Source organism: Stenotrophomonas sp. (assembly GCF_035634915.1).
Taxonomy (GTDB): Bacteria; Pseudomonadota; Gammaproteobacteria; order Xanthomonadales; family Xanthomonadaceae; genus Stenotrophomonas.
In genome coordinates this window covers 16770-30319 of the sequence record NZ_DASQCB010000022.1, presented here as the reverse complement: position 1 = coordinate 30319, position 13550 = coordinate 16770, and the positions used below count along the sequence as shown (strand labels likewise).

Annotated in this window: 13 protein-coding genes; 6 read left to right on the top strand and 7 right to left on the bottom strand. The window is 68.6% G+C overall.

The window, feature by feature from the left end:
- The 7 genes from VER16_RS17445 to VER16_RS17415 form a co-directional block, all read right to left on the bottom strand.
- On the bottom strand, nucleotides 1-151 hold a 151-nt coding region (locus VER16_RS17445; RefSeq protein WP_324810171.1), incomplete at its 3' end, for a 30S ribosomal protein S2.
- A gap of 219 nt (nucleotides 152-370) precedes the next feature.
- Complete coding sequence (locus tag VER16_RS17440; RefSeq protein ID WP_324810168.1) at nucleotides 371-1087, bottom strand: fimbrial biogenesis chaperone; 717 nt, start codon at nucleotides 1085-1087, stop codon at nucleotides 371-373.
- Nucleotides 1087-1326, bottom strand: a complete 240-nt coding sequence (locus VER16_RS17435) for a hypothetical protein (RefSeq protein ID WP_324810166.1) — start codon at nucleotides 1324-1326, stop codon at nucleotides 1087-1089. Before VER16_RS17435 ends, VER16_RS17440 begins: the two co-directional genes overlap by 1 nt.
- Nucleotides 1327-1450: 124 nt before the next feature.
- A complete protein-coding gene (locus VER16_RS17430) occupies nucleotides 1451-2494 on the bottom strand; it encodes a spore coat U domain-containing protein (protein ID WP_324810165.1) in 1044 nt (347 codons plus the stop codon).
- A complete protein-coding gene (locus VER16_RS17425) occupies nucleotides 2491-4893 on the bottom strand; it encodes a fimbria/pilus outer membrane usher protein (RefSeq protein ID WP_414716071.1) in 2403 nt (800 codons plus the stop codon). Before VER16_RS17425 ends, VER16_RS17430 begins: the two co-directional genes overlap by 4 nt.
- A complete protein-coding gene (locus VER16_RS17420) occupies nucleotides 4847-5584 on the bottom strand; it encodes a fimbrial biogenesis chaperone (protein ID WP_414716070.1) in 738 nt (245 codons plus the stop codon). Before VER16_RS17420 ends, VER16_RS17425 begins: the two co-directional genes overlap by 47 nt.
- A gap of 14 nt (nucleotides 5585-5598) precedes the next feature.
- Nucleotides 5599-6126 carry a Csu type fimbrial protein gene (locus VER16_RS17415; RefSeq protein ID WP_422664272.1) on the bottom strand — a complete coding sequence of 176 codons (528 nt, stop codon included), beginning with the start codon at nucleotides 6124-6126 and terminating at the stop codon, nucleotides 5599-5601.
- Nucleotides 6127-6355: 229 nt separating this feature from the next.
- Between VER16_RS17415 and map the strand changes: the two genes are divergently transcribed.
- From map to dapE, 6 genes are read left to right on the top strand one after another with little or no spacing between them, the layout of a single operon-like run.
- A complete protein-coding gene (gene map / locus VER16_RS17410; protein ID WP_324810158.1) occupies nucleotides 6356-7141 on the top strand; it encodes a type I methionyl aminopeptidase in 786 nt (261 codons plus the stop codon).
- Nucleotides 7142-7143: 2 nt separating this feature from the next.
- Nucleotides 7144-9771 (top strand): [protein-PII] uridylyltransferase, encoded by a 2628-nt coding sequence (locus tag VER16_RS17405; RefSeq protein WP_324810156.1) that lies wholly within the window; start codon nucleotides 7144-7146, stop codon nucleotides 9769-9771.
- Nucleotides 9771-10820 carry a 2,3,4,5-tetrahydropyridine-2,6-dicarboxylate N-succinyltransferase gene (dapD, locus tag VER16_RS17400; protein ID WP_324810152.1) on the top strand — a complete coding sequence of 350 codons (1050 nt, stop codon included), beginning with the start codon at nucleotides 9771-9773 and terminating at the stop codon, nucleotides 10818-10820. Before VER16_RS17405 ends, dapD begins: the two co-directional genes overlap by 1 nt.
- Nucleotides 10821-10822: 2 nt before the next feature.
- Nucleotides 10823-11686: a hypothetical protein gene (locus VER16_RS17395; protein WP_324810149.1), complete on the top strand. Its 864-nt coding sequence runs from the start codon at nucleotides 10823-10825 to the stop codon at nucleotides 11684-11686.
- A gap of 31 nt (nucleotides 11687-11717) precedes the next feature.
- Nucleotides 11718-12089, top strand: coding sequence for an arsenate reductase (locus tag VER16_RS17390; protein ID WP_324810147.1), 372 nt, complete (start codon nucleotides 11718-11720; stop codon nucleotides 12087-12089).
- Complete coding sequence (gene dapE / locus VER16_RS17385) at nucleotides 12086-13213, top strand: succinyl-diaminopimelate desuccinylase (protein WP_324810143.1); 1128 nt, start codon at nucleotides 12086-12088, stop codon at nucleotides 13211-13213. Before VER16_RS17390 ends, dapE begins: the two co-directional genes overlap by 4 nt.
- Nucleotides 13214-13550: the final 337 nt, after the last annotated feature.

Below are 13550 nucleotides of genomic sequence, written 5' to 3'. Positions count from 1 at the left end.
TGAACAGCGGGACGGTCTTTTCCAGGTTGATGATGTGGATCTTGCCGCGGGCGCCGAAGATGTACGGAGCCATCTTGGGGTTCCAGTAGCGGGTCTGGTGGCCGAAGTGGACGCCGGCTTCCAGCATCTGACGCATGGTGACCTGGGGCATTGCAATACTCCTGATGGGGAACCGGCGTTTCCGCCCGCGGGACAGTTATGCGGGACGCGTGGAAGCGCTGAGGGTTCCGGGGTTGGGCTTCCCTGCTGCCTCCGTGGCCGAACTCCTTGCGGAGCACCCCGGCACGGATGGGGGCAGCAGGTGTGGATTCGCCGATGACGTACGGCGTGGACGGTGTTCCGCGCACAGGGCGGCAGGACATCCCGAGGATTATAGCCCGCTTGGGGCGCCCGCTGCAATTGGGGGGCTGTGGGCGGGCAGGACCTGCACCTGCCCATCCTGCAGGCGGGCCTGGAAGCGGCCGCCACGGTAGCCATCGGCGCGTGCCGGCAGCAGCCACTGGCGGTCGCGGGCGGCCAGTACATAGCCGGCCAGGCCGGGCAGCAGGAGGTGCTGCTGCCCCTGCGCGTCCTGGTAGGCCAGGTCGCTGAGGCGGGCGTAGCGTTCGCCTCCATTATGCAGTCTCAGGACGGGTTGCGCCGCACTACCCGTCGCTTCCACCCAGAGCCGCGGGCGTCCGTGGCCGCTATCGCCGCCGCGGAACAGTGGCAGCGAGTAGCGTGGCTGCCGGTGGTCGTCGGGGGTCAGCAGCACCCGGTAGGCCTGCTCGGCCGCAACCGGCATCGACGTCCGTGGCAGCAGCCAGACCCGCTGGCGGGCACCGGCAGGCAGTTCGATCACGGTCGGGCTGGCGATGATCTGGTCGCTGGGCTGCAGCCGTTCGGCGCTGGTCTGCTGGTCCCAGGCCCAGATCTGCAGGCGCCCGTGCCAGGGCGCCGGTCCGGGATTGTGCACCCACAGTTCGGTGCGGCTGGCAGCGGCGGGCAACTGCAGGGTGGTAGGCAGCAGTTCCAGCGCCGCCGCCGGCAGGGCCGGCAGCACACCGAGCACGAGGGCAGACAGGCCAGGCAGCCAGCGCGGCGGCATCAGTAATAGACCGTGGGTGGTTCGGGCAGGACGCGGCTGCCTTCGTCCTGCGGCGGCGGCGCCAGTTCACGTATCTGCGCGGGCAGGGCCTGGGCCTCGCTGTACTGCGCGGGGACCGGGCAGGGCGGGTTGACGCCGGGCGCGCGGGTGCATCCTTCGACCACCACCAGGCGGATCTGCAGGGGCATGGCTGCCGGTTCGGCATGGCCCGCCATGCTGGTGACCAGCAGAGCCATCATCGATAACGCGCGTACCACCTGCCGCCTGCCCTGCTGGAAAACCTGAGCACGGTATCGGCCGGGATCGGCGGATCTGTAGCGTCGCGCTTGCTCGACCGCATGCCCTGTAGAGTCGAGCGTGGGCTCAATAGGCGATGGTCACCGTGACCCGGTCGCTGTAGGTGCCGGCCGGGGGTTGCCCGGTCACCGGGGGCACGCGGCCATAGATGGTCAGTTGCTGGGTGCTGCCGGTGCCGGTGCCGCTGGCGGTATCCACGGTGAGGGTGTTGCCCCAGCGCAGGCTGCGGGCGGCGTCGCGGTACAGCTCGTACGTGAGGTAATAGTTGCTGCCGCCGATGGTCGTGCGCATGCGCCGGGTGGTGGTGGCGCTGGGATTGTTCTGGCCGTTGTCGAGGCTGACCTGGTAGGCGGTGTTCTTCAGGCAGGTCAGCGTCAGCGTGGCGGTCTGGTCGATGTTGCTGGCGATACCGCCGGTGACACCGCCGAAGTTCATGTCGGTGGTGACATAGCTGCCGCACAGGGGCAGTACGTTGGCGGTGGCCGTGAAGCTGAAGGCGGCGCTGGCCGAGGCGGTACCGGTGGCGCCACCGTTGCAGGTGGCCGGTACCGTGGCAGTGCCGAGCAGCACTTCGTTCCACGCCCAGGTGAGCACGACATTGGCGCCGCTGAACGTGCTGCTGTAGGCGCCCGAGGCCAGTACCTGGTTGGCCGGGATCTGGGCCGACAGGCTGGTGCTCTGTGCACCACTGCCGCCGGTGATCAGTGGCACGTTGTAGCTCATGGTCAGTTCCTGCGCCGGCGGCGAGCCGCGCGGCACCAGGCCGGTGACCTGGCTGTAGGCCGGGTTGTTGTAAAGCTGGAAATTCATGGTGTCGCCGGCGGCGGTGGTCATCGTCCGCCAGGTAGCGCTGCTGCCACCGCCGCTGCCGGGGCCGATGCCCACGCAGACACGCACGCCGGTGGTGGCCAGCAGGCTCAGTGCGGCCGTGGTGCAGGTGACGGTGATGTTCAGCGTGGCCGGGGTGGGGCCGGTGGCGAGGCTGTTGATGGTGCCGAACGGCAGTGTGGGGTTGGCCACGGCCACGCAGGTCGCGGTGGCCCGGGCCGGCACGGCCATCACCAGGCCGGCCAGCAGCAACACGACCAGCAGCAGGTGGCGGGCGGTCATGGCGCGGTCTCCGGGATGCATTGCAGGGCCGCCGGGCGCGGCTGCGCGCCGCTGGCCACCACCTGCGGCTGTTCGGGCACACGGGTGCGGCACTGCCCGCCGCTGGTGGTGATGTACAGCGGGGTGCCGGCGGCAACGTCCTCAAGGTACAGCAGACCGTCGTAACCGACCGTGGCCTGGCGGCCATCCGGCAGCTGGACTTCGCTGCCGGCTTCCAGCGGCTGGCCCTGCATGTCCTGCAGGATCAGGGTCACCGACGGACGCGAGCGCAGCGTGAAGGTCACCCCGGTGCCGGCACGCTGGCGCGGTGTGACCCAGTCCTCGATGCGGTCGGCGCGCATGTCGGTTGGCAGATCGAGGGTGTCGATCGATACGCGGTTGCGCTGCCAGGACAACAACGGGCTGACCAGCAGCAGCCCACGGTCGTCGGTCACGCCGATCAGGCGGTTTTCCAGCCGTACCGGCACCCCGCCGATGCCGCTGGTGCTGACCACCGCAAAGGCATCGGAGACCTCACGCGTGGCAAAGGCATGCCCGCCCATCCACACCAGGCTGCCACTGGCACTGGCGTAGGCGAAGTCCAGTCCGCCCTGCCGCGAAGCGCCGAACGCGTAACGGCCGACGTCATTGAGGATGCCGACTTCGGCCAGGCCGCCGGTACCGTCATCCCCCTGGCGGAGCTGGGCGCGCCAGCCGATGCCGCCGGCGCTGCCATCGCCCGGCACCGGCTGGGTGACATCGGCCACCCAGCTCTGGGTGTCGCCGTTGCGCTGGCTGGACAGGCTGGCCTGGCGGTTGTTGCCCAGGCTGGCGGTCAATGACAGGTAGATGCTGCGGTCCCCGGAGGTATCCAGGTTCTGGTTGAGCGACAGGTAGGCCGACCAGCGCGGGCTCCAGCTGCGCGACCAGAACAGGCTGGCATAGCCGTTGTCCTCGCCGTCGGGATAGCGCAGCCGCAGGTAGCTGGCGCTGAGCGTGCCCAGCTTCAGCAGATCCACGCCGACGGTGGCCTGTTCGCTGATGCTGGGCGGCAGGTTGTCCTGCAGCGCGCCCAGGTCGCGGAAGTCGCCATGGCTGCGCACGCTGCGCAGATTGACGTTGAAACGGCGGTTGTTCCAGCTGTAGCCCACGGCCCATTGCCCGCCCTGCAGGCCCTGGTAGCGGCTGTGCGCATACGCCAGGTTGACCACGCCGGCACTGCCCAGCTGCCACCAGCCCCCCAGTCCAGCCTCGGCCAGGCCTGCACCACCCTCGGCGTGAGCCTCGCCGGTGAAGCGGTCGCTGATGCCGCCGCGCCAGTTGGCGCTGGCCACGGTGCGGTCGTCGTAGGCGAAGGAGCGCTCGCCGAACTGTTCGCGCAGCCTGCCCACGCCCAGCGACCAGTCCGACAGCCCCTTGGCCAGCAGCTGCTGGGTGCCATAGAAGCTGAAATCCAGGGTCTGCATGCGGCCGAACGCATCGGTCACCACCACCTGTGCGCTGCCCGTGCCGCTGATGCCGGGCTGCGCGGCCAGCTGGAATGGCCCGATCGGAACCTGGCCGCTGTACTGGCGCAGCCCGTCCACGTACAGCTCGACGGTGGAGGGCACGACGGCCTGGCCGAGGAAGGAGGGGGTCGGGGTCAGCACGCGGTATGGCTGCAGCCCGTAGTTGCGGCCGATCTGGATGCCGCCCAGGCGCACCGGCCGTGACCAGTCGACGAAGCCGCTGTAGAAATCACCCACTTCCAGGGTCAGGGCCTGTTCGGGGAAATCCAGTGTCCAGCGCGTGTCCAGTCGCACGCTCTCGCCGCGCCAGCGGCGATCCTCGGCCTGCTGGTAGCGGCGGCTGATGGCGGTGTTTTCGAAGGTGCCGTCGCCTACCCCGAAGATGCGCAGTTCCGAGGTCACGCTCAGGTTGCCGAGGTCCTCCACGCGGCTGCCGTACACGTCGTAGTTGAACAGCACGCCGGGTGAGGCCTTGCCTGTGGGCGCGCTTGCCTGCGGGCGGCTGAGCACGGTGGTCGGCAGGGTCAGCTGGTCCAGCGGCACATCCAGCGCGAGCGTCTGCAGGCCGGCGTCGTAGCGCACCACCACGCCGCCGAGCTGGTCCAGGAACACCGGCGCCTGGCCTGTGGCGTTGAAGCCGAGCTGGCGCAGTACCTCGGGGCTGGCCTGCAGGCGGCCCTGGTTCTCGACGAAGGGCAGCAGCCCGCGCGGCGTGCTGTTCAACTGGACGTCCAGGTACAGCGTCTGGGTGGCGGTGAGCGGTGTGGGCGGCGGCAGGATGGCGTCGGCAGACACCCCGGAGACATCGGCAGCAAAGGATGCTGCGGGAGCCAGGGCTGCACCCAGCAGTGCGCTCACCAGGGCCTCAGCGAGCCGGTGGGGGCGATAGCGGTGTCTGCTCGGACTCGCCATTGAGCTTGGCCGTGATCTGGTCGTTGTCGCGGTCGATCGCCGTGCGTTCCAGTGGCCAGCGCATCACCTGGCCGGGCAGCACGTAGCCGAGCAGGCCCGGATGGACGATGCGCGGCCGCTTGGCACTGCCCAGCGCCAGGTCGGCGATCTGCGCATAGCTGTTGCCGCTGTTGCGGATTTCCACCCCGTTGCGGCCGTCGTCCAGGCGCACCAGCTGCGCCCGCAGCTGCGGGGCCAACGCGGTGCCGCCACCGGGCTGGATGAACAGCGGGATGGAATAGCGCAGGACGAACTGCATGCCTTCGGCGCGGGTAGCCAGGTCCGGCACCTCGTCGACGATCAGGCGGTAGTACTGCTGGCTGGCGGGCGGCGTGGGGTCGGTGCGCATCACCCGGATCAGCTGCTGCTGGCCGGCCGCCATTTCCTGCATCGGCGGGGTGGCCATCACCTCGGTGGTGGGCAGCAGTTGTTCCTGGCCGTCCTGCTGGCTCCAGCGGAACACCCGCACCTGCACCTTCACCGGGGAAGCGCCGCTGTTGGTCAGCCACAGCTCGGCGGCGCGTTGGCGCGGGTCCATCTGCAGGGTGGTGGGTGCCACCTGCATGCTGGTGGCGGCCAGCGCACCGGCCGACAGCGCAAGGCCGAGCAGCACGACCACCCCGGTGGCAAGCCACGGGCGGGGCAGGGCCATCCGATGCCACCCCATCAATAGGTGATCGTTGCGGTGACCGTGTCCAGGTAGTTACCGGCCGCGGCGTTGTTGGTGCTCAGGTTGGTGATCTGGCCATAGACCGGGTAGGGCACTGCCAGGCCCGTGCCGATGCCGGCCTGGGTGTTGGTGCCCGAGGTGGCGCCCCAGACCAGGGTGCGGGCGGCATCCTGGTACAGCTGGTAGCCGACGAAGTTGTTGGCGGTGACGGCGGCGTTGGTGTTCTTCATCCGCCGGGTGGTCACATCGTTGGCCGTGCCCGCGTTGGCACCGGCATTGAGCGAGATCGTGTACGGGGTCAGTGCGGAGCACTGCGCGGTGACCGAGCCCTGGCCCAGGGTCGGGGTGGTGGTGGTCGACGCGGCCGTGCCGAAGTCGACGTTGGTGGCTGCGGCCGCGGTGATCGTGCAGGCCTTGGTGACGATCAGGGTCACGTTGAAGGTGGTGGTGTCGGCGGCGGCGGCGGGGCCGGCAATAGCGAGGGCGAGGGCCCAGGCCAATGGGGAACGGACAGCGGATCGCACGGACAACCTCCCTGACCCGAAGGTCTGTTGAACAGGACGGCGCGGCATGTTCAGAGCCGCATTGACGACGGTCACGTTCAGCTTGGGGTGGTAAGTGTCTGTATTCAGTGATAATTGTGGCGTTTGAAGTGGGGGGCGTGTCACGTTTTCACGGTCCTTGCCGGTTTAGTGCATGGTCCGTACCGCCAGTTGGGTGGCGTTCGTTCAGATTGCGGCTGGATCGGCGATAATGGGTGTCATGAGCGTGAATCTGAAAACCCCGCAGGAAATCGAGATGATGCGCATTGCCGGCCGCCTGGCCAGTGAAGTGCTCGACATCGTCACCCCCCACGTCAAGCCCGGTGTCACCACCGAGGAACTGGACCGCATCTGCCACGACCACATCGTGAACGTGCAGGGCGCCACTCCGGCCAACGTCGGCTACCGCGGCTTCCCCAAGACCGTGTGCACCTCGGTCAACAATGTCATCTGCCACGGCATTCCCAGCGAAGGGAAGGTGCTCAAGGACGGCGACATCATCAACATCGACGTCACCGTCATCAAGGACGGCTGGCACGGTGATACCAGCCGCATGTACTTCGTCGGCACGCCGTCGGTGATGGCGCGCCGCCTGGTGGAAGCCACCTACGAAGCCATGTGGCGCGGCATCCGTGCGGTGCGTCCGGGCGCGACCCTGGGCGATATCGGCCATGCCATCCAGAGCTATGCCGAAGGCGAGCGTTTCAGCGTGGTGCGCGAGTACTGCGGCCACGGTATCGGCAAGGTCTACCACGATGAGCCGCAGGTGGTGCATTACGGCCGCCCGGGCCAGGGCCTGGTGCTGCAGCCGGGCATGACCTTCACCATCGAGCCGATGATCAACGAGGGCACCCGCTACAACAAGGTGCTGCCGGACGGCTGGACCGTGGTGACCAAGGACCGCAAGCTGTCGGCGCAGTGGGAGCACATGATCGCGGTCACCGAGACCGGCGTGGATGTGCTGACCCTGTCGCCGGGCGAATCGCAGGTTTCCTGACGATGCTGCCGGCGGGTTCACTGCTGGACGCGCCGGCCGATTCGCTCGACGATCCCGAATGGGCGTCTGCCGCGCGGCAGGCGCTGCAGCAGGCCGATGCGCGGTTGTACCGCCGCTTCGACCAGGGCGACAACATCGAGCGCCTGATCGCGCTGCGCGCGCGTGCCGCCGACCACCTGATCCGCCTGGCCTGGCAGCGCTGCCTGCCGGCCGGCAGCGGCCTGTCGGTGTTTGCAGTGGGCGGTTACGGGCGCGGTGAACTGTTCCCGCGCTCGGACATCGATCTGCTGGTGTTCGGCGATGCGCCTGCGCAGCTGGCCCATGAGGCCGCCCTGTCGCGTCTGTTCGCGCTGCTGTGGGATTGCGGCCTGGCGGTCAGCCATGCGGTTCGCTCTGCGGCGCAGTGCCGCGAAGCGGCCGCTGACCAGACCGTATTGACCGCACTGATCGAAGCACGCCCGATCGTGGCCGACGACGCGGCCCGGCGCGCGCTGCGTGGGGCCATTGATGACCGCGAACTGTGGCCGGCACGCGCCTTCTTCCTGGCCAAGCTCGAGGAACTGCGCACCCGCCATGAGCGCTTCGGCGACACCGCCGACAACCTGGAGCCGGACCTGAAGGATGGCCCCGGTGGCCTGCGCGATCTCAACACGCTGGGCTGGATGGCGCTGCGCGCCTTCGGTGTGCGTGATCTGGAAGCGCTGGTCGGGCTGGGCCACCTGGGCGCCGATGAAGCGGCCGCGCTGAAGCGCGAACGCGCGGTGCTGGCGCGCCTGCGCTTTGGCCTGCACCTGGTGGCGCGCCGCCCGGAAGAACGCCTGCGCTTTGATTACCAGAAGACCCTGGCCGCGCGCCTGGGCTTCGAGGACGACGCCGAGAACCTGGGCGTCGAGAAGATGATGCAGGGCTTCTACCGCGCCGCCCTGGTGGTGCGGCGGATCAGCGACCGCCTGCTGCAGCGCTTCGAGGAACAGTTCGACGGCGAGGCGCAGCCGGAGCCGTTGACGGTCGGTTTTTCGCTGCGCCGGGGCTACCTGGCCGCCAATGATGCGGAGTGGCCGCGCGGCGATGTCGGGCAGGTGTTCGCCCTGTTTGCCAGCTGGGCCAACAACCCGCAGGTGCGCGGCCTGCATTCGCTCACAGCACGCGCGCTGGCCGAGGCGCTGCCCGTGCTGCCGGCCTACGACAAGGCCGACGCCGATGCGCGCGAGCAGTTCATGGCCCTGCTGCGCGGCCAGCGCCCGGTCGACACGCTGTCGCGCATGGCGAGGCTGGGCGTGCTTGGGCAGTGGATACCGGCCTTCGCCCAGGTCAGCGGGCGCATGCAGTTCGACCTGTTCCATGTCTATACGGTCGACCAGCACACGTTGATGGTCCTGCGCAACATCGGCCTGTTCGCCAGCAGCCGCGCCGACGAACGATTCTCGATCGCCCATGAAGTCTGGCCGCGCCTGCGCAAGCCGGAACTGCTGCTGCTGGCTGGCCTGTTCCATGACATCGCCAAGGGCCGCGGTGGTGACCATTCCGAGCTGGGCGCGGTGGACGCGCGTGCGTTCTGCCAGGCCCACGCGCTCAGTGGCACCGATACCGAACTGGTGGCCTGGCTGGTGGAACAGCACCTGCGGATGTCGGTGACCGCGCAGAAGCAGGACATCGCCGACCCGGTGGTGATCCATCGCTTCGCCACGCTCGCCGGCAGCCGCGATCGCCTGGACTACCTGTACCTGCTGACCTGCGCCGACATCGCCGGGACCAGCCCGAAACTGTGGAACGCGTGGAAGGACCGGTTGCTTGCCGACCTGTACTTCGCCACCCGGCGTGCGCTGCGCGATGGGCTTGAACACCCGATGCCCGCCGCCGAACGGGTGGCCGAGGCGCGCGACAGCGTGCGTGCACTGGTGCGCGAGCAGGGCTACGACGATGCCACCATCGACCGCCAGTTCGCCGTGATGCCCGACGAAGGCTTCATGCGCCTGCGCCCGGAACAGCTGGCATGGCAGGCCTCGGCGCTGGTACCGATCCGGCAGGGCCACACCCTGGTGAAGGTGCGCCGGATCAGCGTGGACGACCCCGCGCTGGAAGTCTTCGTGCACTCGCCTGATCGCGATGGCCTGTTCGCTGCCATCGTCATGACCCTGGACCGCAAGGGCTACGGCATCCATCGCGCGCGCGTGCTGGACGGCCCGGCGGACACCATCTTCGATACCTTTGAAGTGAGCCCGGCCGACACCTTTGCCGATGGCAGCAGCGCCAACCTGGAAGCCGCACTGCGCGAAGCGCTGAGTGGCGACCTGACCCGCCTGCGACCGTCGCGGCGGGTGGTGCCGCGACAGCTGCGCCACTTCCGCTTCGCCCCGCGCATCGAGTTCCGCGATGAGCCCGGCGCGACCCGATTCGCCCTGGTCGCTCCCGACCGCCCCGGCCTGCTGGCCGACGTGGCGTTCGTGCTGCGCAACCAGGGCCTGCGCGTGCATGACGCGCGCATTGCCACGTTCGGCGAACGCGCCGAAGACACCTTCGTGATCAGTGACGAACACGACCTCCCCCTGACCGAACCCGCCCGGCAGCAGCTGCATGACGCGATGCTGGCCTGCCTGGACCCTGATCGAAACGCCGGAGACCCCACCTGATGGCCACCAAGCCTGTAAAGAAGACTGCTGCGACCGCCAAGAGCGCAGCGGCCAAGAAGACTGCTGCACCGAACAAGGCCGCCCCGGCCAAGGCGCCGGTGAAGAAGGCCGCTGTTGCGAAGAAGCCGGTTGCGAAGAAGGCCCCGGCCAAGAGCGCTGAAGCCGCACGCGCCGAAACCATCGCCCGCAAGTCGCTGCGCAAGCCGCCGGTGCCGGGCGTGGAAGAACTCAAGTTCGGCATCGAAAGCGCCTTCGAGCGCCGCGCCACGCTGACCCTGCACGAGCTGGAAGGGTCCACCCGTCCGCTGGTCAACCGCGTGATCGATGGCCTGGAAACCGGCGAATTCCGCGTTGCCGAGCCCGATGGCCACGGCGGCTGGAAGGTCAACGAGTGGCTGAAGAAGGCGGTGCTGCTGTACTTCCGTGTCAACGACATGGCCGTGGTCGACGCGCGCCCGGCGCCGTTCTGGGACAAGGTCGAATCGCGCTTCGCCGGCTATGACGAAGCGAAGTTCCGTCGCGCCGGCGTGCGCGTGGTGCCGGGGGCGATCGCCCGTCGCGGCACGTACTTCGGCAAGGACGTGGTGCTGATGCCGAGCTTCACCAACATCGGTGCCTACGTCGGTGAAGGCACCATGGTCGACACCTGGGCCACCGTCGGTTCCTGCGCACAGATCGGCCAGCACTGCCACCTGTCCGGCGGCGCCGGCATCGGCGGCGTGCTTGAGCCGCTGCAGGCCAGCCCGACCATCATCGAAGACCACTGCTTCATCGGTGCGCGTTCGGAAGTGGTGGAAGGTGTGGTCGTCGGCCACCACAGCGTGATCGGCATGGGCGTGTTCCTCAGCCAGAGCACCCGCATCTACAACCGCGCCACCGGTGAGATCACCTACGGCTACATCCCGCCGTACAGCGTGGTGGTGTCCGGCTCGCTGCCGAGCAAGGACGGTACCCACTCGCTGTACTGCGCGGTGATCGTCAAGCAGGTCGATGCCAAGACCCGCAGCAAGACCAGCGTGAACGACCTGCTGCGCGGCCTGGCCGACTGAAGGTGACTGCGCCGGAGGATCTGGCGCCGTCGGCGATCTACCGGCATCCGTCCGACAGCCTGTTCGGACGGGTGCTGCCACGCCTGTTGCATGCCCCGCACTGGGCCCGGCTGCGCCGCGCGCTGTCGCGGCGCTGGCCGATGCCGATGCTGGCCAGTGATGTGCGCGATGTGGTCTACGTGAGCTGGTGGGTCGATGTGCGGTACGCGCCGCCACCGCCCCCCGGCCATCATTACGTCGTGCATGAAGGGCGCACGCCCTACACGCTCAGTTACCGCCACGGCCACTTCGGCCCGCGTGCGGCCGGGCCGCTGCGTGCGCTGATGCCGTCGCCACGGCAGAGCAACTGGCGCTGGTACCTGCGCCGCGATGACGCTGCGCAGGGGACGCCGGTGGTGCTGTTCGACCGCAACGTGATGGACCAACTGGCCTTCGTGGCCGGCGCCCGCGCGTTCAGCGATGCCATGCAGCCACATCTGTCCACCCGCTTCGAGCATGGGCTGCGCGCCGATGGCGGTGGGCACACCCTCATCGAAGGCGGGCAGGGCAGTGCCCCGGGCCTGCATCTGCAGTGGCGCGCGGCCGAAGGTCTTGCGGCTGATGCATGGATCGCCGCCTTTGGCGGGCGTGACGCCCTGCTGCGCTTCCTGACGTGCCAGGACGAGGCCATCGCCCGCACCTGCGACCAGCGCTGGGCCAGCACCCGCATCGATCTGCCGGTGGACATCGACCTGCTGCGGCCGCTGCAGCTGCAGGGCGAGCTGCATTGCCCGCGCCTGCAGGCGATGGGCGTGGATCTGGCCGAGGGGCTGGCCCTGCGCCTGCCATCGGTACCGTTCCGGGTCGTGTCCGAGCGCCTGTTGTGAGATTCTGGCCCTCTGTTTTCCTGCATCACAGATGGCCATGAGCACCACTGTCTACGGTTTGAAGAACTGCGATACCTGCAAGAAGGCGACCAAGTGGCTGGACCGCTTCGGCGTGCCGTACACCTTCGTCGACTACCGCGACAACAAACCCAGCCCGGAAACCCTGCTGGCGTGGGCCGCGCAGCTGGGCGGCCTGGGTGCGATGGTCAACAAGTCGTCCACCACCTGGCGGCAGTTGCCGGACAACCGCAAGGCGGCTGATTCGGATGCCGAGTGGAAGCTGCTGCTGCGCGAATACCCGCAGCTGATCAAGCGCCCGCTGGTGGTCACCGCCGACGGCACGGTCAGCCAGGGCTTCAGTGACAACGGCTTCAAGGCACGCTTCGGCGTGGGTGGCGCGTGAGCGCCGTCCTCGACCTGACCTGCGAGCTGATCGCGCGGCCGTCGGTGACGCCCGACGATGCGGGCTGCCAGGCGTTGCTGTCCGCGCGCCTGCAGCAGGCCGGTTTCCAGTGCGAACACCTGCGCCTGGGCGAAGTCGACAACCTGTGGGCGACCCATGGCAGCGGTGCCCCGGTACTGGTGCTGCTGGGCCACACCGATGTGGTGCCGCCGGGCCCTCGCGAGGCGTGGCAGAGCGATCCGTTCACCCCGCAGATCCGCGACGGCGTGCTGTACGGCCGTGGTACCGCCGACATGAAGGGCAGCGTGGCGGCCTTCGTCATTGCCGCCGAGCAGTTCGTGGCCGCGCATCCTGACCATGCCGGCACGCTGGCCGTGCTGCTCACCAGCGATGAGGAAGGCGATGCCATCGACGGCGTGCGCCATGTCGCGCGGCTGTTCGCCGAGCGTGGCCAGCGCATCGACTGGTGCATCACCGGCGAGCCATCGTCGACGGCGACGCTGGGCGACCTGCTGCGTGTGGGCCGTCGCGGCAGCCTGTCGTCCAAGCTGCGCGTGCAGGGCGTGCAGGGCCACGTGGCCTACCCGGACAAGGCGCGCAATCCGATCCACCAGGCGGCGCCGGCCCTGGCTGAACTGAGTGCGCGGCGCTGGGACGAGGGCTATGAAAGCTTCCCGCCGACCAGCCTGCAGATCTCCAACATCCACGCCGGCACCGGTGCCAACAACGTGATTCCCGGCGAGCTGGAGGTGGATTTCAACATCCGCTACAACCCGCACTGGGATGCACCGAAGCTGGAAGCGGAGATCAGCGCGCTGCTGGACCGGCACGGCCTGCAGTACACGCTGAAGTGGCACCGCAGCGGCGAGCCGTTCTACACCCCGGAAGGCCCGCTGCGTGCGGCCGCGCGTGCGGTGCTGGCCGAGCACATCGGCCGTGCCCCGGAAGAGAGCACCGGCGGTGGCACCTCCGATGCGCGCTTCATCGCACCACTGGGGGCGCAGTGCATCGAAGTGGGGCCGGTCAACGCCAGCATCCACCAGGTGGACGAGAACGTGCGCGTGGACGAGCTTGAAGCTCTGCCTGGCCTGTACCAGCGGCTGGTGGAGCGGTTGCTGGTGTAACGGTGGGTGCCGACGGGTGGGTGCCGACCGTTGGTCGGCACGCCTCCGGCTGGTTGCCAACGCAACTGTTGCACAGCCCCGGAAACCGGGTTACGGTCGTTGCCATGTCGATCCGCCCGGCCACCGCCGTCAATAACACCAACCGCAATAATCTGCGCGCGAATAATCGTGCGCGGCCGATGCGGGACTGCGCCCTGGGTAGATAGACAGCAACACACGCCCGGACACCAGAAAACCCGCATCGGCCGATGCGGGTTTTTTTTGTGCCCGGGCGCAGCCCTCCCGGGCCTGGTTGGCCGGTCGAACACCTTCCCCCCGTGTAATCCCCCACAACAGG

Excerpts from the sequence above, each read along its gene's own strand:
- VER16_RS17440 (WP_324810168.1), bottom strand. The coding sequence starts at position 1,087 with ATGCCGCCGCGCTGGCTGCCTGGCCTGTCTGCCCTCGTGCTCGGTGTG.
- VER16_RS17435 (WP_324810166.1), bottom strand. The coding sequence starts at position 1,326 with ATGATGGCTCTGCTGGTCACCAGCATGGCGGGCCATGCCGAACCGGCA.
- VER16_RS17430 (WP_324810165.1), bottom strand. The coding sequence starts at position 2,494 with ATGACCGCCCGCCACCTGCTGCTGGTCGTGTTGCTGCTGGCCGGCCTG.
- VER16_RS17425 (WP_414716071.1), bottom strand. The coding sequence starts at position 4,893 with ATGGCGAGTCCGAGCAGACACCGCTATCGCCCCCACCGGCTCGCTGAG.
- VER16_RS17420 (WP_414716070.1), bottom strand. The coding sequence starts at position 5,584 with ATGGCCCTGCCCCGCCCGTGGCTTGCCACCGGGGTGGTCGTGCTGCTC.
- map (WP_324810158.1), top strand. The coding sequence starts at position 6,356 with ATGGGTGTCATGAGCGTGAATCTGAAAACCCCGCAGGAAATCGAGATG.
- VER16_RS17405 (WP_324810156.1), top strand. The coding sequence starts at position 7,144 with ATGCTGCCGGCGGGTTCACTGCTGGACGCGCCGGCCGATTCGCTCGAC.
- dapD (WP_324810152.1), top strand. The coding sequence starts at position 9,771 with ATGGCCACCAAGCCTGTAAAGAAGACTGCTGCGACCGCCAAGAGCGCA.
- VER16_RS17390 (WP_324810147.1), top strand. The coding sequence starts at position 11,718 with ATGGCCATGAGCACCACTGTCTACGGTTTGAAGAACTGCGATACCTGC.